Origin of the sequence: Coprococcus sp. AM97-35 (genome assembly GCF_027697525.1) — a bacterium.
GTDB classification, from domain to species: domain Bacteria; phylum Bacillota; class Clostridia; order Lachnospirales; family Lachnospiraceae; genus Allocoprococcus; species Allocoprococcus comes.
Map to the genome: position 1 here is coordinate 1 of NZ_JAQESL010000009.1, position 22,395 is coordinate 22,395.

At 40.3% G+C, this 22,395-nt stretch carries 22 protein-coding genes; 1 reads left to right on the plus strand and 21 read right to left on the minus strand.

What is annotated here, in order from left to right; genetic code table 11:
• Positions 1-94 precede the first annotated feature (94 nt).
• From PG840_RS08650 to PG840_RS08695, 10 genes are all read right to left on the minus strand, one after another.
• Entirely contained in the window at positions 95-1,150 is a 1,056-nt protein-coding gene (locus PG840_RS08650; protein WP_055281939.1) for a helix-turn-helix domain-containing protein, read from the minus strand.
• 220 nt (positions 1,151-1,370) lie between these two features.
• Positions 1,371-1,958, minus strand: coding sequence for a DUF2812 domain-containing protein (locus PG840_RS08655; protein ID WP_055056226.1), 588 nt, complete (start codon positions 1,956-1,958; stop codon positions 1,371-1,373).
• Complete coding sequence (locus PG840_RS08660) at positions 1,955-2,278, minus strand: PadR family transcriptional regulator (RefSeq protein ID WP_055056227.1); 324 nt, start codon at positions 2,276-2,278, stop codon at positions 1,955-1,957. The genes PG840_RS08655 and PG840_RS08660 overlap by 4 nt, the downstream gene beginning before the upstream one ends.
• A gap of 132 nt (positions 2,279-2,410) precedes the next feature.
• Positions 2,411-2,785 (minus strand): TnpV protein, encoded by a 375-nt coding sequence (locus tag PG840_RS08665; protein WP_270613520.1) that lies wholly within the window; start codon positions 2,783-2,785, stop codon positions 2,411-2,413.
• Positions 2,786-2,789: 4 nt separating this feature from the next.
• Positions 2,790-4,208 (minus strand): plasmid recombination protein, encoded by a 1,419-nt coding sequence (locus tag PG840_RS08670; protein ID WP_117854834.1) that lies wholly within the window; start codon positions 4,206-4,208, stop codon positions 2,790-2,792.
• Positions 4,209-4,443: 235 nt separating this feature from the next.
• Positions 4,444-4,671 carry a DUF5348 domain-containing protein gene (locus PG840_RS08675; RefSeq protein WP_055258605.1) on the minus strand — a complete coding sequence of 76 codons (228 nt, stop codon included), beginning with the start codon at positions 4,669-4,671 and terminating at the stop codon, positions 4,444-4,446.
• A 174-nt stretch (positions 4,672-4,845) separates the two neighbouring features.
• On the minus strand, positions 4,846-5,085 hold the full coding sequence (locus PG840_RS08680) for a hypothetical protein (RefSeq protein WP_055258607.1): 240 nt from the start codon (positions 5,083-5,085) through the stop codon (positions 4,846-4,848).
• Positions 5,086-5,152: 67 nt separating this feature from the next.
• Positions 5,153-6,229 (minus strand): AAA family ATPase, encoded by a 1,077-nt coding sequence (locus tag PG840_RS08685; RefSeq protein WP_055258609.1) that lies wholly within the window; start codon positions 6,227-6,229, stop codon positions 5,153-5,155.
• A 169-nt stretch (positions 6,230-6,398) separates the two neighbouring features.
• On the minus strand, positions 6,399-7,484 hold the full coding sequence (locus tag PG840_RS08690) for a tyrosine-type recombinase/integrase (protein WP_270613521.1): 1,086 nt from the start codon (positions 7,482-7,484) through the stop codon (positions 6,399-6,401).
• 11 nt (positions 7,485-7,495) lie between these two features.
• The gene (locus PG840_RS08695) at positions 7,496-7,690 is read right to left on the minus strand and encodes a hypothetical protein (protein WP_055258613.1); all 195 of its coding nucleotides are present in this window, start codon (positions 7,688-7,690) and stop codon (positions 7,496-7,498) included.
• 232 nt (positions 7,691-7,922) lie between these two features.
• Here PG840_RS08695 and PG840_RS08700 point away from each other — a divergent pair, with 232 nt between their 5' ends.
• On the plus strand, positions 7,923-8,405 hold the full coding sequence (locus PG840_RS08700; RefSeq protein ID WP_015541737.1) for a helix-turn-helix domain-containing protein: 483 nt from the start codon (positions 7,923-7,925) through the stop codon (positions 8,403-8,405).
• Positions 8,406-8,663: 258 nt separating this feature from the next.
• On the opposite strand, the gene tuf is transcribed toward PG840_RS08700, so the two are convergent.
• The 11 genes from tuf to PG840_RS08755 all read right to left on the minus strand — a co-directional run bounded on the left by tuf (position 8,664) and on the right by PG840_RS08755 (position 22,231).
• Positions 8,664-9,857, minus strand: a complete 1,194-nt coding sequence (tuf, locus tag PG840_RS08705) for an elongation factor Tu (RefSeq protein ID WP_044999124.1) — start codon at positions 9,855-9,857, stop codon at positions 8,664-8,666.
• Positions 9,858-9,975: 118 nt separating this feature from the next.
• Positions 9,976-12,093 (minus strand): elongation factor G, encoded by a 2,118-nt coding sequence (gene fusA, locus PG840_RS08710; RefSeq protein WP_044999122.1) that lies wholly within the window; start codon positions 12,091-12,093, stop codon positions 9,976-9,978.
• Between the two features lie 18 nt (positions 12,094-12,111).
• Positions 12,112-12,582, minus strand: coding sequence for a 30S ribosomal protein S7 (gene rpsG, locus PG840_RS08715; RefSeq protein ID WP_207642082.1), 471 nt, complete (start codon positions 12,580-12,582; stop codon positions 12,112-12,114).
• A gap of 211 nt (positions 12,583-12,793) precedes the next feature.
• Positions 12,794-13,216, minus strand: a complete 423-nt coding sequence (gene rpsL / locus PG840_RS08720; RefSeq protein ID WP_008373516.1) for a 30S ribosomal protein S12 — start codon at positions 13,214-13,216, stop codon at positions 12,794-12,796.
• A gap of 178 nt (positions 13,217-13,394) precedes the next feature.
• Complete coding sequence (locus PG840_RS08725) at positions 13,395-15,167, minus strand: LCP family protein (RefSeq protein ID WP_270613522.1); 1,773 nt, start codon at positions 15,165-15,167, stop codon at positions 13,395-13,397.
• Between the two features lie 273 nt (positions 15,168-15,440).
• Entirely contained in the window at positions 15,441-16,415 is a 975-nt protein-coding gene (locus tag PG840_RS08730) for an ABC transporter ATP-binding protein (protein WP_008373513.1), read from the minus strand.
• A gap of 1 nt (position 16,416) precedes the next feature.
• On the minus strand, positions 16,417-17,439 hold the full coding sequence (locus tag PG840_RS08735) for an ABC transporter ATP-binding protein (RefSeq protein WP_055155422.1): 1,023 nt from the start codon (positions 17,437-17,439) through the stop codon (positions 16,417-16,419).
• A 15-nt stretch (positions 17,440-17,454) separates the two neighbouring features.
• The gene (locus PG840_RS08740; RefSeq protein WP_008373509.1) at positions 17,455-18,378 is read right to left on the minus strand and encodes an ABC transporter permease; all 924 of its coding nucleotides are present in this window, start codon (positions 18,376-18,378) and stop codon (positions 17,455-17,457) included.
• Between the two features lie 10 nt (positions 18,379-18,388).
• On the minus strand, positions 18,389-19,315 hold the full coding sequence (locus PG840_RS08745; protein ID WP_173689207.1) for an ABC transporter permease: 927 nt from the start codon (positions 19,313-19,315) through the stop codon (positions 18,389-18,391).
• A 173-nt stretch (positions 19,316-19,488) separates the two neighbouring features.
• Positions 19,489-21,135, minus strand: a complete 1,647-nt coding sequence (locus tag PG840_RS08750; RefSeq protein ID WP_270613523.1) for a peptide ABC transporter substrate-binding protein — start codon at positions 21,133-21,135, stop codon at positions 19,489-19,491.
• 22 nt (positions 21,136-21,157) lie between these two features.
• The gene (locus tag PG840_RS08755) at positions 21,158-22,231 is read right to left on the minus strand and encodes a M24 family metallopeptidase (RefSeq protein WP_117557420.1); all 1,074 of its coding nucleotides are present in this window, start codon (positions 22,229-22,231) and stop codon (positions 21,158-21,160) included.
• Positions 22,232-22,395 lie beyond the last annotated feature (164 nt).

Consider the following 22,395-nt stretch of genomic DNA (forward strand, 5'->3'; position numbering starts at 1 on the left):
ACTCTTTTTCTATAATCATATTAGCACGCATCTGTGGAAATGTCAAAAATTTTCTTCTTTCTCAACTATATCTATTTCCATACATTTTTACAACCTATTTCAAGTGTTCCTCAAAAATTAATTCGAGTTCCTTATTCCCTCTCAAGAATTCATACTCTTTCTTATTTTCAATTTCCGAATACAATTCACGAACAAAATTTTTTCCAACTCCCGAAAAGGCTTTTCCCTGTGCAGTATCTTCATACCTGTAATACAAAGGGGATTGTGTCATATTCCAAGGCTTCTGTGATTCACTTAATAATTGCTTAATTAACTGAACACATTTTTCTACATCTTTTCGATATCCAGCAATCAGCAGATATGGCACTGTGTTGCCGTAATTCCATAGTCCAAACAACGATATCATGTGATCTGTAATCTCAGCAATTCTCTCTGCTTTATCATGATTTCCTGTTTCTTCTTCCATTTCAATTAACTTATACAAGTAGCTTTGAATATTGACAACTGCCTGTAGCAGTTTCCCTTCCAGGAATAACGCAGCAGTGTCTGTTCCTTCCTGATGTGCTAATACACTTGTTTTCATAATCGTTGCATCAATTACAGTATCAGGAATTTTTTTCAAAAGGGCATTTGCTTCTTCATATTTCTCCATTTGGACATATTTTGTTGCAAGTATAAAAACGCTTGAATTTCTCACTCTTTCATCCTGACTGTCTGCTGTTCGTTCCAGCCACTCAATAATAGCTGTATTATATTCCATTCGTTCTTCGCCATTAAGATCTGACAAAGTCAAAGATCCGTTCAAAACGGTTGCGATCGTATATATTAATAAGTCGCAATGAGGATACTCCTGTATTTTACGAGATGCCATCTCGAAAGCCTCTGTAAAGCTGTCCAATGAAACTTCCGAAAGTTCATTCACAAATTGTCCAATCTCTTTTTCGGTCAATTCTTCACGAAACGAAAACAATTCATTCATATCAATTTTCAATAATCGTGCCAAAGCTGGAAGTAATGAGATATCCGGATATGTATTTCCCTTTTCCCATTTATTTACCGCAGGAGTAGAAACACCCAGATAATTTGCCACCTGTTCTTGTGTTAATCCCTCAGTTTTTCGATAGTTTTTTATCTGCTCACCAATACGCATTGTTCGCACCTCCTGTCCTTATTTCCATTATAGCGTTCCCAATACATGTTTACAATTGAGCCTTTGTTTACTTATTACTTTCTTTTTTTAACTTTCAATTAATTTTCTCTAATATTTATATCATCAGCAACAAACTGCCCACAAATTTAAGAACGGGCTACTAACCCTCAAACGACAGTGCATTACATTGCATCAGCTAAACCAACCTTGTTATCCTGAATCACCACTCCTTCATCTTCGCTTCATGCCTATTTTTCATAATTTGCAACTGGTATATAATGACAGGGATTAGAAAAATCACAGCAACTATGCCTAAAATAACAGACCGATTTACGGTAGCAAATGCCACGAGCATAAGCATTAATAAAAGCCAGGGATTTCGCAAATTACTGTAATAATTTGCCCTATCTTCATAGGACGTATGAAGTTCAAAAGGTTTTCCATCATTTTCTTTTTCTACAATCAGCAATTCCCTGTTAAATGTTGTAGTGTTTGTTGCAATACGACCGCCAATTTCAGCCCACGGACGCCAGCGAACTTTACCAACAGAATAATTAAGATTGATATTTTTATAGAATACGGAATATCCCATTTCTTCCAAGAAATCATGGTAATCTTCAGCATTAGCTTTTGATTTTTGTCCTATAAACTCCACGCAATATTGAACTTGACCTGGCTTACATTTTTCAAATTCATAGAGTAATTTTCCCGTTCGAATAAGGCGATAACCTTTTTCAGCCATCTTATTCAGCCAGTTTTTCTGTACCGTCAATAGCCCGCCAAAAAAACGATAACACTTTTTGCTCATAATGTACCTCCTACAATTCCGCTTGCAATACCTACAAGTTCACGAAGTCTGATAAGTTCTTTTTCAGCTATCTCCTTTCCTTTTACAGTGATAAGATACTCTTTTTTTCTACCTTCACTATCTCCGAAAAGCTCAATCCATCCCTTTTCCTGCATTGAATTTAATGCACCATATAAAGTGCCTGCTCCCAATGAAAGCCGCCCACCTGTTTTTTCTTCAATGAACTGCATGACAGCATATCCGTGTTTAGGTGAATAGAGTGAAAGCAAAATATAGAATGTCACTTCTGTGAGTGCACCACTTTTCACATTATCCCTCATAGCATCCCCTCATTATTACGGTTACTGTAATAACTATATCAGTAACCGTAATAAAAATCAAGAGATGTGAAATAAATCTTAATAAGCCGGATAGTATTATACTTTTCCTGTTCAGTCCTTTACAACCAATACTTATATATAAAGTATTTCTCTCAACACCATTTCTTCTGCACTGGCTTTTATATTATTCATCAGCCTAACCCACTTCGTCTGGTTCTGTACCTTTAATTCTTCAGTTACACCCTGTTTTTCTGCCATCTGTTCCATAAGCATTTCCACCTGTTCTCTGCTCTCCTGATCAATCTGATTCAGGTGTTCCGTCAGCTTTCCAGTCAACAACAAATATTGATATTTTGCTAATCTGTGTTCCTTCAGAAACTGTTTTCGCAGCATTCCATATTTCCCATATATCGGTTTTTCTTCATTCAATACCAAATCCGGCAAATAATAATCTCCATGCAAAGTATAGCTTAATCCGTTCTTTTCATCATAAATGTGTGTTTCCATAATCTTATCTCTCCATTTCTCTGTTTTTTGATTTAGTTTTCTTACGCTGCTGATTCTCCATCTCGCTTTTTTTCATTCCCCATGCCAATCTTTCATGAATATTTCCCTTCGGCATTTGCTCCATCCGTCGCTTTTCTTCCAGGACTTTCTCGTTTTGAATATCCTGCTGTACTGCTGTATCTACAGTTTCTATTCCAAGAACACGCACAACACGATCATACCTATCAGAAACACCTTGTAATATATCTTTTTCTTCTGACAATTTCTGATTGTCTTTACGTATATCATCCAGTTCTCTCTGAATAGCATTATATTTCTGTTTCACCTTTTGATATTTTTTCTTCCACCCTTCCACCTCTTTCGTGAGTTCTTTAACCTGAGCCGCCATTACAGCAACCTTATTCTTTATTTGAAGAAACAGTGGTTTAATTTTTTTGTCTCGATAGGTTACTGCCCGTTCTAGCGTGCCCGCCTCCGGCAGTAACATTTTAACTGTTCCATATTCTTTGATTTCTTTGCTCACACTATCCATAATCGGTTGTAGCTGTTCTCTGCGATCTTCCAGGCTTTTTAGTTCTTTTTCTGCGCTCCCTGCCTTTTGTTCTGCTTCTTGCTTCGCCTTGATTGCCTGTTCCTTATCGTCTTTTAAATTCTGGATATCTGCTCTGGATTCTGCAATTTGTGCTGTTAATTCTTCTTTTTCAGCAGTTAGATGCTCTTTTTCCTGCTCCAATTCCTGTACTTCCTTTTTCCGTTCTTTTTTCTTGAAGTTATAGACATCCAGATGTTCCTCATGAGTACCTTTCTGTTCCCATTCAATTCCATACTGCCTTGCAATCTCTGCCAGTACTTCTTTTTCATGATTTATCCACTGATTCAGCTCCGTATCATGCTTATTTCCACCTTGAAATCCAAGACCTTTTAATGCCTGTTTCAGCGAAACTCTGGTATCCATTCCTTTTCCTTTCCAGCCCGTCACATAAGGAATAAAGTCAATATGAAGATGTGGAGTAGCCTCATCCTGATGCAAATAGCAACTAAATACCCGAAGTGTCGGATTCCGTTTCTGGAAATCTTTTACATACTCATCCAGTACGTTTACAGCCAGATTTCCTGCTTCTGTTCCAACAGCCATATCTTCTCGGTTTCCAATCTGGAAAATCACTTCATGGAACAACTTTTCCTGTTTTCCCTGCCGGATTTTTTCATAGTAATTTGTAATCTTCCGGTCTTTTCTTTTCCCGGTATTGTATCTCTCCACAGCATCATCAAATAACTCTTTGTAAACTTCTTTCAGATTTTCATTCTGGTAACAAATATTTAATTGTACTCTGTCTGGGTCTACATTCTCTGCGAAAAACTCTCTCCTGTTATGAGCCAGAGAACCTTTCCCAATCATACCGCTAATTGTTCGTTTTATCATAATGTTTCTCACCTCTTTTCTAATCAAGTGCTAGATATGGCACATAATTTTTATTCACGCCAGTAATAGCGATATTAAGAAACTTTCGCCGGATACGGCGGTTTTGTTACTTTTGTCAAAAGTAACGCAAAAGCACTTTCGACAGCCGTACCGTCCATCAAAAGTACCCTTGCGCCCTGCCGGGGGCTATTCCTCCCGTTGGTCGGTTCACTCCTGCGTTACTTGTATGGCTGAATTATCCCGGTATCCTTGCCCGGATATATTCCAGATCACCACAATACGGTGTTCCTACAAGATACCATTCTCTTGCAGGATTCATTTCCATTCTAGTCTGAACCCATTCATCATCAAGCAACACTTCCAGGCATTCTCCACAGTGAAATCCTGTATCAATCCATAGATCTGATGATAATAATCCATATCTTTTGTTATAACTGTTATATCCTAATCTTCCTTCTCGCATTATGCCATTCTCCTTTCATTTAGCCTTTCCGCAGGGACGCCCTGAATCAGGGCTCCCTTTTGAAAATTCTCTTCTCCACCAACAAACTCCCGGCTACATCTTACCAGCTTTCTACTTGTCTGCTATCTACAGGTGCGTGACACGCTCCTGTAATAAAGTAGTCAGAAAGAACCTTTACCATCGAAAGTTCTCCGGTATTCCCCGTCTGTCCAGATATTCCTGCCGGAACTTTTCCCTTTCTTCTTCCGTTGGTGCTGTTTTGGATTTGCTATACACTTCACGATTCACCATTGCATCCAGTTTTTTCTCCAATCCCAACCGGATTATTTCTTCGCCATCGTAGTTATCCATCAAAAAATATTGCAGGAGTTGAAAAAATAACTCGTATGGAATCTGTACATTTTTATTTTGCATCTGTTCTCCTTTCAAGGTGGCAAGATTCCCTCTTCTTAAGAAATGGTAATCTTGCCATCTTCCATTTTTATTCTGGCAGCATCCAATACCATTGCTTTCCACGTTTTACAGAATCAATTTCAAGTTCCCGTTTGGCATTCCATAACGTTTTACTTTTTATTCCTCTGGTTTCGGCTTCTTCTGCAATTTTCTTTTGAGTCATTCCTCCATTTGCCAGTATTTCAAGGAGAAATTCTTTTGCTTTCCGACTTTTCTGCCCTCTGCCGTCTCCATTAAGAAGTTCATCGGCACTGATATCATATTCTCCAATCCATTCAAAGCCATTATTCTTATCCAGTCTGAATGCAATGGACGTTCCTTCCGGTGCAAGAGAACTCTTCGTATGACATACCACTCTTACTTCTGGTTCATCTTTCACTCGCCCGACAATCAGGACACTTCTTGCAGCAGCCTGAAAATCAATGGAGCCAAGTCCTCGATAAGAAGATTTGCCGTTACTGTTTTTGTTCATATGACCGATTAAAATGACTGCACAGTGATATTTTTCTGCCAGCACTGCGACACGCTTCATCAATGGCCTGATCTCATTTGCCCTGTGCATGTCTACCTCTGCTCCCAGGAATCCCTGAATCGGATCAAGAACAACCATTTTGGCTTTTGTCTGCACGATTGCTTCTTCTAATCTGGCATCTGCCATTGTCAGTGGCTGGTCACTGTCATCAATCACCAGCACCCTCGAACAATCTGCACCTGCAGCAAGTAATCTGGGTTTGATAGTATCTCCTAGACCATCTTCCGCTGTCTGATAAATCACATTTACAGGTGACATAGAAGACTGTTCCTGAATATTATCTTTGGCATCTAGATCTTCATTCTCACTACCGACTTCATCACTTCGTTTTTCTTTTGTTGTATCAGTAACAGGAAGAATCGGCTCTCCTCTGGTCAGTTTTGCAATAATCTGAAGTACCATTGTTGTCTTTCCTTCTCCTGGATCTCCCTGTATAATGGTCACTTTTCCATAAGGAATAAACGGATAAAGCAGCCATTCTACCTGTTCCACCTCTACTGAATCCATATTGATCAGTTTCAGTTTTGGTTCTATTCTGCAATTCTTAATTTTGTTTTTTTCATTCATATTCATTCCATCATCTCCTCCTGCCCTTCCGGGCAAGTCTCTGATGAACAGATATTCGGGAATTGTCGTATTTCCCGATTCGTGATATACTGAATCTGCCAAGATGGTATATCAGTTAATCTGATTATCAGAGAACTTGCTCAGATTATTTATCTGGGCTTTTTCTTTTGCCTTTTCAACATTCATCTCTTTCTTCTCCCAATCCGGTAACTGCATTTTCATTATCCAGCAGATTTGCAATCTTCCTCTGCTGATTTGGATAAAGATGTCCATAAGTATTCAATGTGATACGAATATCTTTATGCCCCAATCTGTCCCGGATCAGTAACGGTTCTACACCTTTCTCAATGAGATAAGCCACATGACTGTGTCTGAGATCATGCACTCGGATTTTCTTTACTCCTGCCAGTTCAATCTGCCGTTTCATCTTATGCTGTACCGCTTCCTGAACAACTGGAAACAATCTTTCTGTATCCGGCATTCCGTAGTGACCATCTACAAATTCCTTAATTTCCTCTTTCAAAAATTCTGGAATTTCGATTGTTCGAAAGGACTGTTTTGTTTTTGGTTCTGTGATAATATCCTGCATTCCTGTTCGGTAATAAGTCTTATTGATACTAAGCTGATTCTTTTCAAAATTGATATCAGCTTTTGTAATCGCAAGCAGCTCCCCAATCCTGCACCCAGTCCAGAACAGCATCTCAAATATAAGATAATATCTTGTTCCCGGCTCCATTGTCTGTATAAACTGTTTGTACTCGTCCAGTGTCCAGAAGTTCAAACTTCTCGAATCCGAATTTCCCATTCGTTTCACTTTCTTGCATGGATTAACTGGCAAATCATATATTTTAGCTGCATGTGTAAACAGACTGGTCAACTGATTCTGAATCATTCTCAGATAAGAATCTGAATATCCTTTTTTCTGAATTTCATTCTGCCACTGAATAATCTGTGAAGCCTTGATCTCACTCATCATCTGATTTCCAAAGTATGGAACGATATGCTGTTGCATCATATATCTTTTATTTTTGATTGTCCGATCTTTTAGGTCATTCTGTTTGTCTGAAAAATAAATCTCAATAAAATCGCTCAGTTTCATATCCATACTTCGCTCAGTGCTCAACTTTTTACTTCGTTCAAACCCCAATGCTTCTCGCTTTGTTTCAAATCCACGCTTTCTGCGTTTTTTCTTCTCACCCATAACATTTGTCTCAAACCACTGGGCTGTCCATTTTTTTGTGTCTTTTTCTCTGTAAGCCATATTAATCCTCCTTAATTTCCTGCTATTTCATAGCCATACATCTTTTTTGCCCAAAACGCCTTTGGTATTCTTCCAGCCATCGTAATATATCCCTGTGCAGCCAGTTCCTTATTCATAGCTTTCACCAGTTTATAAGCATAAGATTTTGAGCAGTTTAATTCCTGTGCCACTTCATCAGCACTCATCATATAATTGTAGCTTGCCATACTGCATCCTCCTTTCCTCTCCAGATACAGAATACGGTTACTGTATTTCTATATCTGTACGATTTTCGTAAATTGATAATATCATGTATTTATTTCATTGTCAATATTTCGTAAACATATTTTTACGAATTTCGTATATTATTTTCTCTTTATTTTATTCCAGGTCTGTGCTATGATATTCTATAGATTTATGTTTTTCGTAATTTTGCAATATATGAAAAAGGAGGATTCTATGGGTGACGGTAAAAATTTAAAGAAATATCTTGATGAAAAAGGCACAAATGTCCGTAAAATTGCAAAGGCAACCGGAATCAGTGCCACAACCTTATATTCAATTATTCAAAAAGATTCCAATATTCGATTTGATTTTGCTTTAAGACTTGCAAATGAATTACAAATTGATGTGAATGAGATATGTTCTGCCAGTCCATTTTCTGGCACAATTAAGGAAGAAGAGATTTATCCTACACTTCCAGACGGTTTGAACGGAGCATTAGACGCAAGCCGTGTAAAGACTTATTTAAAAAATTCTATGTACCCGTTGATGTATCTTTTCGGTAAGAACAGTATGCCTGATGTAGATAATCTGCTCACATCGTTCTATCAGCTTGATGATGAAGCCAGACAGGAAGTTGTGGAAACGATCCGTCTGAAACTGCAATATCATCGTGATCCGGAACGTGCTGAACAGATCAAACAGATCAAAGGCTGGTAAAAAAATTACTCCTGTGAATAGCAAATATTCGCAGGAGTTTCTTTTTGGCACCGTTTTGGCACCGCTAGACTGATTTTTCAATTTTAAATTTATCCGTATTTCATCTTTCTGATAAACGTTTCACTGTTTCTAATCTGATAATTTTACAAACAATTCTTTTCTTAGAGTACAGAAAAACCCCAGAAACACAAGGTTTCTGGGGTATCTTACGTTTGGACACAAGTTATCTTGCGATAACAAATCTATATTCAGATTGTATTACTCGATGATTGTAGCAACACGTCCTGATCCAACAGTACGTCCACCTTCACGGATAGCGAAACGAAGTCCCTGTTCCATAGCTACTGGATGGATCAGTTCGATTGTCATTTCTACGTTATCACCAGGCATGCACATTTCTGTTCCTTCTGGAAGTTCGCAAACACCTGTTACGTCTGTTGTACGGAAGTAGAACTGTGGTCTGTAGTTGTTGAAGAATGGAGTATGACGTCCACCTTCATCTTTTGTAAGAACGTATACCTGTGCAGTAAACTTGTGGTGGCAAGTTACTGAACCTGGTTTACAAAGAACCTGTCCTCTTTCGATTTCGTCTCTCTGAACACCACGAAGAAGAGCACCGATGTTGTCACCAGCCTGAGCTTCATCAAGAAGTTTACGGAACATTTCAACACCTGTTACAACTACTTTACGTGTTTCTTCTTTAATACCAACGATTTCTACTTCATCAGATACGTGAAGTACACCACGTTCTACTCTACCAGTAGCAACTGTACCACGTCCTGTGATAGAGAATACGTCTTCTACAGGCATAAGGAATGGTTTGTCTGTATCACGTTCTGGATCCGGAATGTATGAATCAACTGCATCCATAAGTTCCATGATCTTGTCTCCCCATGGTCCGTTCGGATCTTCAAGAGCTTTAAGAGCTGATCCCTGGATGATTGGAGTATCATCTCCTGGGAATTCATACTCGTCAAGGAGTTCACGGATTTCCATTTCTACTAATTCAAGAAGTTCGTCATCGTCAACCATATCACATTTGTTCATGAATACAACGATGTACGGTACACCTACCTGACGAGAAAGCAGGATGTGCTCTCTTGTCTGAGCCATAACACCATCAGTAGCAGCTACAACAAGGATAGCACCATCCATCTGAGCAGCACCTGTAATCATGTTCTTTACGTAGTCAGCATGTCCTGGGCAGTCAACGTGTGCATAGTGACGTTTCTCTGTCTGGTACTCAACGTGAGCTGTAGAAATTGTGATACCACGTTCTCTCTCTTCTGGAGCTTTATCGATATCTTCAAAGTTCTCTGCTGTGTTTCCTGGTACTCTTGCTGCAAGTGTCTTTGTGATAGCAGCTGTAAGAGTTGTTTTACCGTGGTCAACGTGACCGATAGTACCGATATTACAATGCGGTTTTGTTCTTTCAAATTTAGCTTTAGCCATTTTGAATATCCTCCTTAAATATACCACCCAATAGGGCATTTTAGTTTACGATGTTTTAACTCGGCTAATACTGATTATATTTCATAAAGTACAGTTTTTCAAGCCTTTTTCGTATTTTTTATGCGTTTTTGTTAGATAAAATCTTTTCCTGTACAGACTTCGGAACTGGCTCATATTTTTCGAAGAACATTGAGTAGTTTCCACGTCCCTGAGTTCTGGAACGAAGGTCTGTAGAGTATCCGAACATTTCTGAAAGCGGAACATATCCTCTAACGATCTTTCCACCGCCGAGGTCATCCATACCTTCGATACGTCCACGACGAGAGTTGATATCACCGATAACATCTCCCATGTACTCTTCCGGCATAGTAACTTCAACTTTCATGATAGGCTCAAGGAGTACCGGGTCAGATTTCTTCATAGCATCTTTGAAAGCAAGAGAACCTGCAATGTGGAATGCCATTTCTGAAGAATCGACTTCATGGTAAGAACCATCATATACGGTTGCATGAATACCTACTACAGGGAATCCACCAAGGATACCAGCTTTCATGGCTTCTTCAATACCTTCGCCTACAGCCGGAATGTATTCCTTCGGAATTGCACCACCGACAACAGTAGAATCGAATTTATATGTTTCTTCACCATTGACATCCATTGGTTCAAATTTAACTTTACAGTGTCCGTACTGTCCACGTCCACCTGACTGTTTAGCATACTTGCTGTCAACATCAACTGCTTTTGTGAAGGACTCTTTGTATGCAACCTGCGGAGCACCTACGTTAGCTTCTACCTTGAATTCACGAAGAAGTCTGTCTACGATGATTTCAAGATGAAGTTCTCCCATTCCGGCGATGATTGTCTGACCTGTTTCCTGATCAGTATGAGCACGGAATGTCGGGTCTTCTTCTGCAAGTTTTGCAAGAGATTCACCAAGTTTACCCTGAGAAGCTTTTGTCTTAGGCTCGATAGCGAGCTCGATAACTGGTTCTGGGAATTCCATAGATTCAAGGATTACCGGATGCTGTTCATCACAGATTGTATCACCTGTAGTTGTGAACTTGAATCCGATCGCTGCTGCGATATCTCCTGAATATACTTTATCCAATTCCATTCTCTTGTTAGCATGCATCTGAAGGATACGTCCAACACGTTCTTTTTTATTCTTTGTAGCGTTCAATACATAAGAACCTGAATTCATAGTTCCTGAATATACACGGAAGTATGCAAGCTTACCTACGAACGGGTCTGTCATGATCTTGAATGCAAGTGCAGAGAAAGGTTCTTCATCTGAAGAATGTCTTACTACTTCATTACCATCTTCGTCAACACCCTGGATTGGCGGGATGTCTGTCGGAGCCGGCATATATTCAACGATTGCATCCAGAAGTTTCTGAACACCTTTGTTTCTGTAAGCAGATCCACAGCAAACCGGTACTGCTGTACATTCACAAGTAGCTTTTCTAAGAACTGCTTTGAGCTGATCTACTGTCGGGATTTCGTCCTCAAGATACATCATCATAAGTTCGTCATCCAATTCGCAAATCTTTTCGACCAGTTCTGTGTGGTAAAGCTCAGCATCTTCTTTCATGTCATCCGGGATTTCGCATACTGTGATGTCATCACCCTTGTCATCATTGTAGATGTAAGCTTCCATTTCCATAAGGTCGATGATTCCCTTGAAATCATCTTCTTTACCGATTGGTAACTGAAGAACGATAGCGTTCTTACCCAATCTTGTCTTAATCTGTTCTACAGCGTTGTAGAAGTTTGCACCTAAGATGTCCATCTTGTTGATGAAGGCCATTCTTGGTACGTTGTATGTGTCTGCCTGACGCCATACGTTTTCTGACTGAGGCTCAACACCACCCTTAGCACAGAATACACCTACAGCACCATCCAGTACACGAAGTGAACGTTCAACCTCTACAGTGAAGTCAACGTGTCCCGGAGTATCAATGATATTGATACGATGCTCAAGAGCACCTTTTTTCGGTTTTGTATGATCTTCAAGTGTCCAATGACATGTTGTAGCTGCTGAAGTGATCGTGATACCTCTTTCCTGCTCCTGTTCCATCCAGTCCATGGTAGCAGTTCCTTCATGAGTATCACCAATCTTATAGTTAACACCGGTATAGTATAAGATACGCTCTGTAAGAGTGGTCTTACCAGCATCAATATGCGCCATAATACCGATATTTCTGGTTCTCTCTAATGGATATTCTCTTCCAGCCAAGATTTTTTCCTCCTATAATTAGAAACGATAGTGAGCAAATGCTTTGTTTGCTTCTGCCATCTTGTGCATGTCTTCTTTCTTCTTTACAGATGCGCCAGTGTTGTTAGCCGCATCAAGAATTTCATTTGCAAGTCTTTCTTCCATTGTCTTCTCGCCTCTGTTACGAGAGTACAGTGTAAGCCAGCGAAGTGCAAGAGCCTGTCTTCTGTCTGCTCTTACCTCGATCGGTACCTGATAAGTAGCTCCACCGATACGTCTTGCCTTTACTTCAAGTACAGGCATGATGTTGTTCATTGCTTCTTCAAATACTTCGATAGCTGGTTTTTCAGCTTTCTCTGCGACTTTGTCAAATGCTCCGTATACAATTTTCTGAGCTACACCTTTCTTACCGTCAAGCATGATGTTGTTGATAAGCTTTGTAACTACCTTGTTGTTGTATAACGGATCCGCTAATACGTCTCTTTTCTGAGTATGTCCTTTACGTGCCACGGTTCTTCCCTCCTTATACATATTGGCAAAGCTTTGCTTTGCGTGAATAATTCATCGGTACTCACATGTGTCTTTCTATGTGTATCGTTGGCGGGACAATCTCCGATGCCTGCCACGTGGCAGGCGATATCTGAATTAAACCCGCAACCAACTATTCTCATAGTTCTGTTTGTGATACGATTTAGTTTCGTTTTACACTAAAATCAAGTGTTTATTTCTTTGCGTCTTTTGGTCTCTTTGCTCCGTATTTAGAACGAGCCTGACGTCTCTTTGCAACACCTGCTGTATCAAGTGTTCCACGAACGATATGGTATCTTGTACCCGGAAGGTCCTTTACTCTTCCTCCACGGATAAGAACAACGCTATGTTCCTGAAGGTTGTGACCTTCTCCTGGGATGTAGCTTGTTACTTCGATTCCGTTTGAAAGACGTACTCTGGCGATCTTTCTGAGAGCTGAGTTCGGTTTCTTCGGTGTAGCTGTCTTAACTGCTGTACACACACCTCTCTTCTGCGGTGCAGATGTGTCTGTAGCTCTTTTCTTCAAAGAATTGTATCCTTTCTGGAGAGCCGGTGCAGTAGATTTCTTTACAGCTGTCTGACGACCTTTTCTTACTAACTGGTTAAATGTTGGCATCTCTTTCACCTCCTATGAAGTAATAATTGGTTACGATTTTAAACAAGTTCTGTTTAAAATGCGCAGAAAAACAGTGCATCGTTTTTCGCACGCTTGTTTATTGTAGTATATCGCAAAAAAAAAGTCAAGGCATTCTGAAAAATATTTTCCAAATCATACCTTGACTTTTTCTTCATTTTTATTCTGTACTTACGGATCCTTCGATTGTTTCTCCGTCTTTTACTTTTTTGATCAGTTCACTGATCTCAGCCACTGAATTTTCATCCGGATACGTTACATAAAGCTCTTCATCTCCTGAAGAATAGCAGATATCTGTTCCCCCGGTTCCATCCGCTGCCACGGAATAAATATTCCATTTTGCATTGGTTCTGAGCTGAGTCTTGATCAGCGACTGGATCTGGCCGGAAGTAAAGTTCGTATCCACACCATCGCTGACACTGTCTATAATATCACTTGCCCCACGGAGCATTGCCGGTGACATCATCTTTTTAATGATTGCAGTGATAACTGCCTGCTGATGGACTCCTCTTCCGTTGTCCCCGTCTGGCAGTGCCTGACGTTCACGGCAAAAAGCAAGTGCACTAATACCGTCAAAATGATTCATTCCTTCATTTACATGAATCTCTGCACCTGACTCCCATCCTGTATCAAATTCGAGATCTGATTCAACATCCAGTCCACCAAGTGCATCAACCACACTGATCATAGATGTAAAATTAACTCTTCCGAAAAATTCGATATCTGTATCATAAAGTGCTTCCAGCGTCTGCATAGACACATCTACACCATAGATTCCTGCATGTGTCAGTTTGTCGTCCTGTCCTCCGGATACTCCCGGGATTGGTACATAATAATCTCTAGGGGTCGTAATCAGTAATACCTGATGGCTCGTCGGATTGACAACCGCTACGATATTGACATCGCTTCGTCCCTGTTCTGTGATATCACCATTTGTATCAATACCACTCAAATAAACCGCAAATGGCTTTGTAACGCTTTCATCAGATGTATCGCTTTCAATTTCAACAACAATATTGTGCTTATAAATAACCTTTGTATCCTTTGTAAAGGTTGAATACTGTTCCTTGATAATATTACTGTAAGCTGAGTTGTAGATAATCGCATCTACTTCTCCGTCATATAATGCCTGTGCTTCTTCTCCCAGATTACTGTATTCCTGAAGAGTAATGTTCTGTCCCAGTTCCTTTTCAATCTGTTTGACTGCCGACTTCGTCTGGTCTCCACCAGTCGCATACTGAACACCAAATGTATATCCGGCTGCTGCTGATAAAGTATCTGCATTATCATCCGCCTTTACCGCAACTACCATGGAACTTGTTTTCTTATTGCTTCCGGTAATCTTCTGGAATGCATTATTTACTTTTCCTATATAGAAAGAACCCACTCCCAGAATGATGCAGATCAGTATACAGAATATCTTTCCGCCAATTCCTTTTCCTTTTGCCGCTATCTGTGTCAGCAAGGTAATTCCAAGCAGGATCAGCAGTACTCCGATCAGTACCAGGAAATAAGTAGAAGTAAGTACATTGAACAGCATCACATTCACTGCAAGTACTACAGACAGGATAAACTGGATAATTGCAAGTATAATTCCAATCGTTCTGCTTACCCGATTTTTCTTTCTTCCTCTGCGCCGTTTATTTTTACGGTTCTTATTATTCTCCGGGTCAGACATCTTTCTTATATTCTGATAGTCTTCTTCCGGTCTTCTTTTCTTCTTATCATTCGAAGATGATTTCTTTTTTGGTCGTTCTCTGTAGTAATCTTCCTCATCATCATAATATCGGGCAGATCTTCGGTCTTCTTCATAAGCATACCGGTTCTTCCCCTTAGCCCGTCTGCTTACTTCTCTGCTGTTATTGATACTTCGCATATTTCTATTAGAAGTTCCATCAGGCGATCTTCTCCTTGCTGATTTTCTCTGTTCCATATACACTCACTTTCATTTGTTACATAACTATTACACGATATGACACTTTAATTACAATTACATCTCTATATAATATCGTTTTTACCTTATATTGTCAATATTTTCGTGTCAATCCGTATTTTGTGATTCTGCACAATTTTTCTGGAAATTTTTTAATCTGCCAAGGCATATAGTGTTTTTTCACAGAAAGTTCCATCGGAATTTCTCATAAAACAAAAAGAAAACGAAGAACTCTTCTTAAGTCCTTCGCCTTCTTTATTATATTACTACTTTTTATTTATCTTCTACAAGATGGCATGCCACCTTATGTCCAGGAGCAATCTCTTTCATCTGCGGCATTTCCTTAAAGCAGCGTTCTGTCGCATGCTGACATCTCTCAGCGAAACGACAGCAGTTCTTCGGATTGATCGGGCTTGGGATCTCACCCTTGATCGGAATACGCTGGTTCGCTTTTGCTTTATTCGGATCTGCTTCCGGGATTGCAGAAAGCAGTGCCTGTGTATATGGATGCATCGGATGAGCATAAAGTTCATCTGTCTCAGCAGTCTCGACCATTGTTCCGAGGTACATAACAACTACACGGTCAGAAATATATTTTACGACACTAAGGTCATGCGCGATAAACAGGTAAGTCAGTCCTCTTTCTTCCTGCAGTTCTTTCAGCATATTGATAACCTGTGCCTGGATAGACACATCAAGAGCTGAAATCGGCTCATCACAGATGATGAATTCCGGATCAACAGAAAGAGCACGTGCGATACCGATACGCTGTCTCTGTCCACCTGAGAATTCGTGTGGGAAACGTGACATATGATCTTTATTAAGACCAACTGTAGCAAGCAGCTGCTCTACTTTTGCATCTGCATCCTTTGTTGACATTCCATGCTGTTTCAGACCTTCTCCAACGATATCCTTAACAGTCATACGTGGATTCAGTGATGAATACGGGTTCTGAAAAATCATCTGTACCTTCTTACAGAATTCTTTCTGCTCTGCATGATTGTATTTGAAAATATCTTTTCCATCATAATATACATTTCCTGAAGTCGGATTGTATAACTTGATCATGGTACGTCCTGTTGTAGACTTACCACAGCCGGACTCACCTACCAGGCTGACTGTCTCACCTTTATAAATATCAAATGTAAGATCATCAACCGCTTTTAAGGTTTCTTTACGGCTGATTTCAAAATATTTACATAAGTTTTTCACCTGTACGAGAGGCTGTTTTTTTTCTGTATTTTCCATTTTACACCTCTCCTTTCTCAGTTACTTTTCTTCTCATGTCTGTATCCGGTGCATATTCATGCTGCAGCCAGCAACAGGTTTCATGTTCTTTTGAAAGCTCATAAGTCTGTGGCGGCATATCTTTACAGATTTCCATGCAGTATTCACATCTTGCTGCGAACGGACATCCTTTCGGAGGTGCAAACAGATCCGGAGGTGTTCCTTCGATTGGCTGCAATTTGTGGCCTTTTGCTGTATCCAGTTTGGCAATTGAATGCATAAGTCCTTTTGTATAAGGATGTGCTGTATCATAGAAAATCTCATCTACAGATCCACGTTCTACGATCTTTCCTCCATACATAACCAGTACACGATCGCAAAGCTTTGCGATAACACCAAGGTCATGTGTGATCAAGATAATAGATGTCCCAAGTGTTTTCTGAAGATTTTTCAGTACATCAAGAATCTGCGCTTCAATTGTAACATCCAAAGAAGTAGTCGGCTCATCGGCAATAACGATGCTCGGGCTTCCCACCAGAGCGATCGCGATCATAACACGCTGTTTCATACCACCTGAAAGTTCATGTGGATACTGTTTGTAACGGCGTTCTCCATCAGAGATACCTACCATTTTAAGGATTTCAAGTGCTTTTGCTTTTTTCTCAGCTGCACTCATACCTTTTCTTCCGACGAATACTTCTTCAATCTGTTTTCCGATACGCATTGTCGGGTTCAATGAGGTCATAGGATCCTGAAAAATATAACTGATCTCTTTTCCACGGAACTGACGAAGTTCTTTTTTGTTCATTTTCAGAACATCTTTTCCTTTATAAAGAATCTCTCCGCCTTCAAAGAATCCAGGCGGTTCCGGATTCAGTCTCATCAGACACTGAGAGGTAACACTCTTTCCACATCCGGATTCTCCAACTATACCAAGAATTTCTCCCGGACGGACTTCAAAGCTGACATCACGAACAGCTTTTACAACTCCACCGTATGTACGGAAAGAGAATTGCAGATTTTTTACTTCCAATAAATTTTCCATCTTCTATACTCCTTCCTACTCGGTTCCTCTAAGTTTCGGGTCAAATGCATCACGAAGCCCATCACCAAGAAGATTCAGCGCAAGCATTGTTGTACAAATCAGGAATGCCGGTACAAATACCTGGTACGGATGAATTCTCAGCTGTGCGATTCCGTCTTTTGCAAGTACACCCCAGCTGCAGTTCGGTGGTTTGATACCCAGACCGATATAGCTCAGGAATGCCTCCTGGAAAATAGCTCCCGGAATAGCCATTGTCAGGTTTGTAATGATAAGTCCCATGATATTCGGTAAAATATGTTTTACAATAATTACGATATCCGGCACACCAAGGATCTTGGCTGCAGATACGAAATCAGATTCTCTCAGTTTTAATACTTCACCACGAACGAAACGACATCCACCGATCCATCCGACGCAACACATAGCAAGAATCAAACAGTGTACACCGTTACCAACAACTACCATAAGAAGAATGGTAACGATCAAACTTGGGATTCCGTATAATACGTCAACAACACGCTGGATAACCATATCGATCTTGCCACCGTAGAATCCTGAGATACCACCCATGATAGATCCAACGATTGCATTGATGATGCTGGCTGCAAAACCAATTGTCAGAGATACTCTCGCACCAGACCATGCACGAACCCAGAGATCACGTCCAAGAGAGTCTGTTCCAAACCAATGTGCTTTTGAAAAGCTCTGGTTCATCTCTGCCACACTCTGTGTTGCAATGTCATATTTGCTGAACATTGGAACAAAGATCGCCATAAGTACATAAAGTCCAATCAGGCACAATGAGAAGAATGCAATCTTATTCTTGCGGATTCGTCTCCATGCATCCTGCCAGTAACCAATATTCGGACGGGAAATAGACTCCATTGTCTTTGTATTTTTTCCTACAACTTTAAACTGTTCTTTTGTAATTTCTGCCATTTCTCGTCACCTACCTTTTTTTACCACTCAGACGGATTCTCGGATCTACAATACCGTATAAGATATCTACAATCAGGATTGACACGATCAGGAATGCTCCGTAGAAGATCGTCATACCAAGAACCAGTGTATAATCTGCCATGTTAATACTGTCTACATAATGTTTTCCCATTCCAGGGATTGCGAAAAGGGCTTCGATTACGAATGTTCCTGTTAATACAGATGCAACTGTCGGTCCCATAATGGTAATGATCGGTGTGATCGCATTACGGATCTGATGTTTAAATGTAATTCGGAAATCCGATAAACCTTTCGCACGTGCTGTCTTTGTATAATCTGAAGATACAACTTCCAGCATACTGGAACGCATCAGACGGGAAATGGATGCCAGTGTATAGAATCCAACCGCGATTGACGGTAAAATTGTGTGCTTAAAGCTTGTGTACTGCGCAACCGGAAGAATCTGCCATTTGATTCCGAAGAAATACTGAAGTACAGATCCCATGATGAAGTCAGGAATCGATGTACCAATGATCGCAATCAAAATACAGACGAAGTCCAGTTTCTTTCCTCGATTCAGTGCTGCTACAATTCCAAGGATCAGTCCGAAGAACAGTGCAAAGCACAGTGAACGGATTCCCAGGTCTGCTGAGTATGGGAATGAGTCAGCAATAATACGGTTAACTGTCTGACTTTCATACTTCATAGAATACCCCAGATCACCATGAAGCACATTCTTCATATAAGTTATATACTGCTCTGCAAGCGGTTTATCCAAACCATAGTAAGCTTCCAGATTCGCTTTGATCTCCGGTGTCATCTTGTCACTTGAGAACGGATCTCCCGGCATCAGACGAACCAGGACGAATACAACACTTGTAAGTACCAAAAGTGTTACGATGGCTAATGCAACTCGTTTAGCTATATATTTTGCCATTCTTTTATCTCCCTTCATTTTTCTTTATTTGATAGCTTTGATTATTTCACATACTTCCTATTGGCTGATACATACCAAATCTACCCCTCGAAATAATCAAAACCCTCAAATAAGCAGCCGGTGCGGACCAGTAAGTCCGCGCCGACCGCAAGGTATGTTACCATCCAACTGTATTATTCGCTGATGTCTGCATATACCAAATCGAAGTCATATCCGACAAAGTATACATTGAAGTTAGAAATCTTCGGATTGATCAGATACTGGTCTCTACGTAACTGAAGCGGTACAAGAGCGGAATCTTCTCCAAGGAAGATCTGTTCTGCCTGGAACAGCATATCCTGTCTTGTCTTAGCATCTGTCTCTGTCTGAGAATCTTTAAGAAGCTTGTCGTATTCAGCGTTCGCATATCCAGAGTGGTTATACTGACCATCGCTGATCCACAGTTCCAGATAAGAGTATGCGTCAGAGTAGTCCGGAACCCATCCTGTTACTACCATATCGTAATCTTTTTCAGTTTCCATCTGAAGTCTCTGTTTGTAAGTTACCTGGTTGATTTCTACTGTAATACCAAGGTTCTTCTGATACTGTTCCTGAAGAACTTCAGCCTGCTTCTTAGCACCATCTGTATCAGTTGTAAGAAGAGTAATCTTGATGTCTGCCGGATTAGAAACGCCCATTTCTTTCATTGCTGCATCCAGATATTCTTTTGCTTTATCATTATCATTTTCTGCCGGGAATGGTGTATATGGATAAGCTTCTCCGTATGTCTGGTCATCTGCCGCCTGCACGTTTGGAAGTACAAGTCTCTGTGCAACGTCATATACGTCATTGTTAACCAGCTTGTTGTATTCTGTTCTGTTGATTGCATAGTTCAAAGCAAATCTCAGGTTCTTGTTAGCAAGCGGTCTGTCTTCTGACATGTTGAGCATGATGTAATCATCTGCACCTGTATAGTAGAATTCAGTATTTTCTGTATACTGATCTGTCATTTCAGTAGGTACAACTGTGATATCAACTTCGCCCTGTTCCCACATAGCAACCGCTGTCTTAGCATCTGCAACTGTCTTTACGCAGATTTCATCAAGCTTGATGCTGTCTGCATCCCAGTAATTTTCATTCTTAGAAAGGATCATTTCATCGCCATGTTTCCACTCTGTCATCTTGAACGGTCCGTTATAAACAGATTTTTCCGGATCAGCTGCATATTCTTTTCCGTATTTTTCTACATAATCTTTTCTTGTAGGACCGAATGTTGCCATAGCAGCCATACTAAGGAAGTATGTAGCCGGATGTGCAAGTTCGATAACAACTGTCTTGTCATCTGGTGCAGATACGCCAAGTTCATCGACAGGCACAGAACCTCTATTTACTTCTGCACCGTTTTTGAGGATATATCCGATGAATGCGTAATCGCTTGCCATTTCTGGATCCATAAGTCTCTGGATACCATAAACATAATCGCCTGCTTTTACATCTTCTCCGTCAGACCATTTCAGTCCATCACGAAGGTGGAATGTGTAAGTAAGTCCGTCATCTGAAACATCCCAGCTTTCAGCTGCATCTGGTTTGATTTCGCCTTCCACGTTACGTGTCAGCATCGCATAGGTGCAGATTTCTGCTGTTGCACATGAGATAGAGTTACTGTTCTGTGGATCCATAGAAGGAAGGTCTTCACGAAGTGTGTAAGTAATTCTCTTCTTTCCTGATGAAGCACTGCTGTCATCTTTCTTGGAATCTTTGGATCCCGGTGTACCACAGCCAGCAAACATTGTTACTGTCATTGCTGTAGCAAGTAAAGCTGCTAATAATTTCTTTTTCATAAATGTTGTCCTCCTTTTTCATTTATAATTCTATTAGCTCATGTGTAGCACTGATCAGGTTCTCATATCCGTCTTTTGTGATGATGCCCTGATCTTCGATTCGGACACCACCCCAGCCCGGAATATAAATTCCTGGTTCTACTGTCATTACACTGTTCTCCTGTAAGATATTCTCACAGTTCAGCCCGATAAACGGGAGTTCATGGACGAACAGCCCCACTCCATGACCAATACCTGTATAATTATACTTCAGATATTCAGTATCTTTGATTGCTTCCATGGAAGCTTCATAACAGGAGGTTCCTGTTACTCCTGGTTTTACGGATGCTTCTGTATCTTCTGTCATGCGACGGCACAGATCATAAACTTCTTTCTGTTTTGCATCTGCTTTGCCGACAACAACTGTTCTTGTCATATCGGAAAGATAACCTTTGTACTGACATCCAAAATCCATTAAAACAAAATCACCATATTCTATCGGTTTTTGGTCCGGAATACCATGGAGCAGTGAAGTCTTTGCTCCTGAAATAACAATTCCGCCATAAGGCTTTGTATCTGCGCCTTCCATTACCATGTAATGGGAAAGTCTGGATGCAATTTCCTTTTCTGTGATACCAACTCGGATATCCTTCAGAATTTTTTCAAAAGCTCTGCATGCAATATCACAGGAAATCGTAAGATTTTTAATTTCCTCTGGTGTTTTGATGGCGCGTAATCCTTCAATCGCATTCAGGGTTGGCACCATCTCTGCACTAATCTCAGCCTGCATTGCATTCCATTTTTCAAAGGTCAGATAATCCTGTTCAAATCCGATTGCCTTTACTCCGTCTTTTTCTGCGTATCCGGCAACAGCTTTCCCCATATTTCCGCCGAACCCGATTCTCCAGTTTACAATTTCATACTCCGGGCATTCATAGGATGCCTGCTCTGTATATCTGGCATCTGTAATAAAATATTGATTAGCCTTTGTAATGAAAAGGAATGAATCCTCTCCGGTATATCCACTGATGCAGCGTACGTTCGCCGGCTTTGCAACATAAAATCCATCCAGATTTTCCTTTTCCATGTACTCTCTTAATTTTGTTAATCGCTCCATTTTTTCTCCTCTCATGAACTATTGTTTTTGTGTCAAGGACTTTTCTTTTGTGAGTCCGTCCCTCTGCGACAATGTAATACTTTACTAGACCGCAGTCTAGTGGTGTAAACAAAAGAACGCCATGATTTGCATCATGACGTCCTTGTCTTCTTTCAAAGGTCATA

What these genes read in the sequence shown, in the direction of transcription:
- PG840_RS08665 (WP_270613520.1), bottom strand. Translation starts at nt 2,785, where the DNA reads ATGGAAACACACATTTATGATGAAAAGAACGGATTAAGCTATACTTTG.
- PG840_RS08670 (WP_117854834.1), bottom strand. Translation starts at nt 4,208, where the DNA reads ATGATAAAACGAACAATTAGCGGTATGATTGGGAAAGGTTCTCTGGCT.
- PG840_RS08695 (WP_055258613.1), bottom strand. Translation starts at nt 7,690, where the DNA reads ATGGCAAGCTACAATTATATGATGAGTGCTGATGAAGTGGCACAGGAA.
- rpsL (WP_008373516.1), bottom strand. Translation starts at nt 13,216, where the DNA reads ATGCCAACATTTAACCAGTTAGTAAGAAAAGGTCGTCAGACAGCTGTA.
- PG840_RS08675 (WP_055258605.1), bottom strand. Translation starts at nt 4,671, where the DNA reads ATGCGAGAAGGAAGATTAGGATATAACAGTTATAACAAAAGATATGGA.
- PG840_RS08700 (WP_015541737.1), top strand. Translation starts at nt 7,923, where the DNA reads ATGGGTGACGGTAAAAATTTAAAGAAATATCTTGATGAAAAAGGCACA.
- PG840_RS08735 (WP_055155422.1), bottom strand. Translation starts at nt 17,439, where the DNA reads ATGGAAAATTTATTGGAAGTAAAAAATCTGCAATTCTCTTTCCGTACA.
- PG840_RS08745 (WP_173689207.1), bottom strand. Translation starts at nt 19,315, where the DNA reads ATGGCAAAATATATAGCTAAACGAGTTGCATTAGCCATCGTAACACTT.
- PG840_RS08750 (WP_270613523.1), bottom strand. Translation starts at nt 21,135, where the DNA reads ATGAAAAAGAAATTATTAGCAGCTTTACTTGCTACAGCAATGACAGTA.
- PG840_RS08680 (WP_055258607.1), bottom strand. Translation starts at nt 5,085, where the DNA reads ATGCAAAATAAAAATGTACAGATTCCATACGAGTTATTTTTTCAACTC.
- PG840_RS08650 (WP_055281939.1), bottom strand. Translation starts at nt 1,150, where the DNA reads ATGCGTATTGGTGAGCAGATAAAAAACTATCGAAAAACTGAGGGATTA.
- PG840_RS08690 (WP_270613521.1), bottom strand. Translation starts at nt 7,484, where the DNA reads ATGGCTTACAGAGAAAAAGACACAAAAAAATGGACAGCCCAGTGGTTT.
- PG840_RS08755 (WP_117557420.1), bottom strand. Translation starts at nt 22,231, where the DNA reads ATGGAGCGATTAACAAAATTAAGAGAGTACATGGAAAAGGAAAATCTG.
- PG840_RS08725 (WP_270613522.1), bottom strand. Translation starts at nt 15,167, where the DNA reads ATGGAACAGAGAAAATCAGCAAGGAGAAGATCGCCTGATGGAACTTCT.
- PG840_RS08685 (WP_055258609.1), bottom strand. Translation starts at nt 6,229, where the DNA reads ATGAATATGAATGAAAAAAACAAAATTAAGAATTGCAGAATAGAACCA.
- PG840_RS08655 (WP_055056226.1), bottom strand. Translation starts at nt 1,958, where the DNA reads ATGAGCAAAAAGTGTTATCGTTTTTTTGGCGGGCTATTGACGGTACAG.
- tuf (WP_044999124.1), bottom strand. Translation starts at nt 9,857, where the DNA reads ATGGCTAAAGCTAAATTTGAAAGAACAAAACCGCATTGTAATATCGGT.
- PG840_RS08740 (WP_008373509.1), bottom strand. Translation starts at nt 18,378, where the DNA reads ATGGCAGAAATTACAAAAGAACAGTTTAAAGTTGTAGGAAAAAATACA.
- PG840_RS08730 (WP_008373513.1), bottom strand. Translation starts at nt 16,415, where the DNA reads ATGGAAAATACAGAAAAAAAACAGCCTCTCGTACAGGTGAAAAACTTA.
- PG840_RS08660 (WP_055056227.1), bottom strand. Translation starts at nt 2,278, where the DNA reads ATGAGGGATAATGTGAAAAGTGGTGCACTCACAGAAGTGACATTCTAT.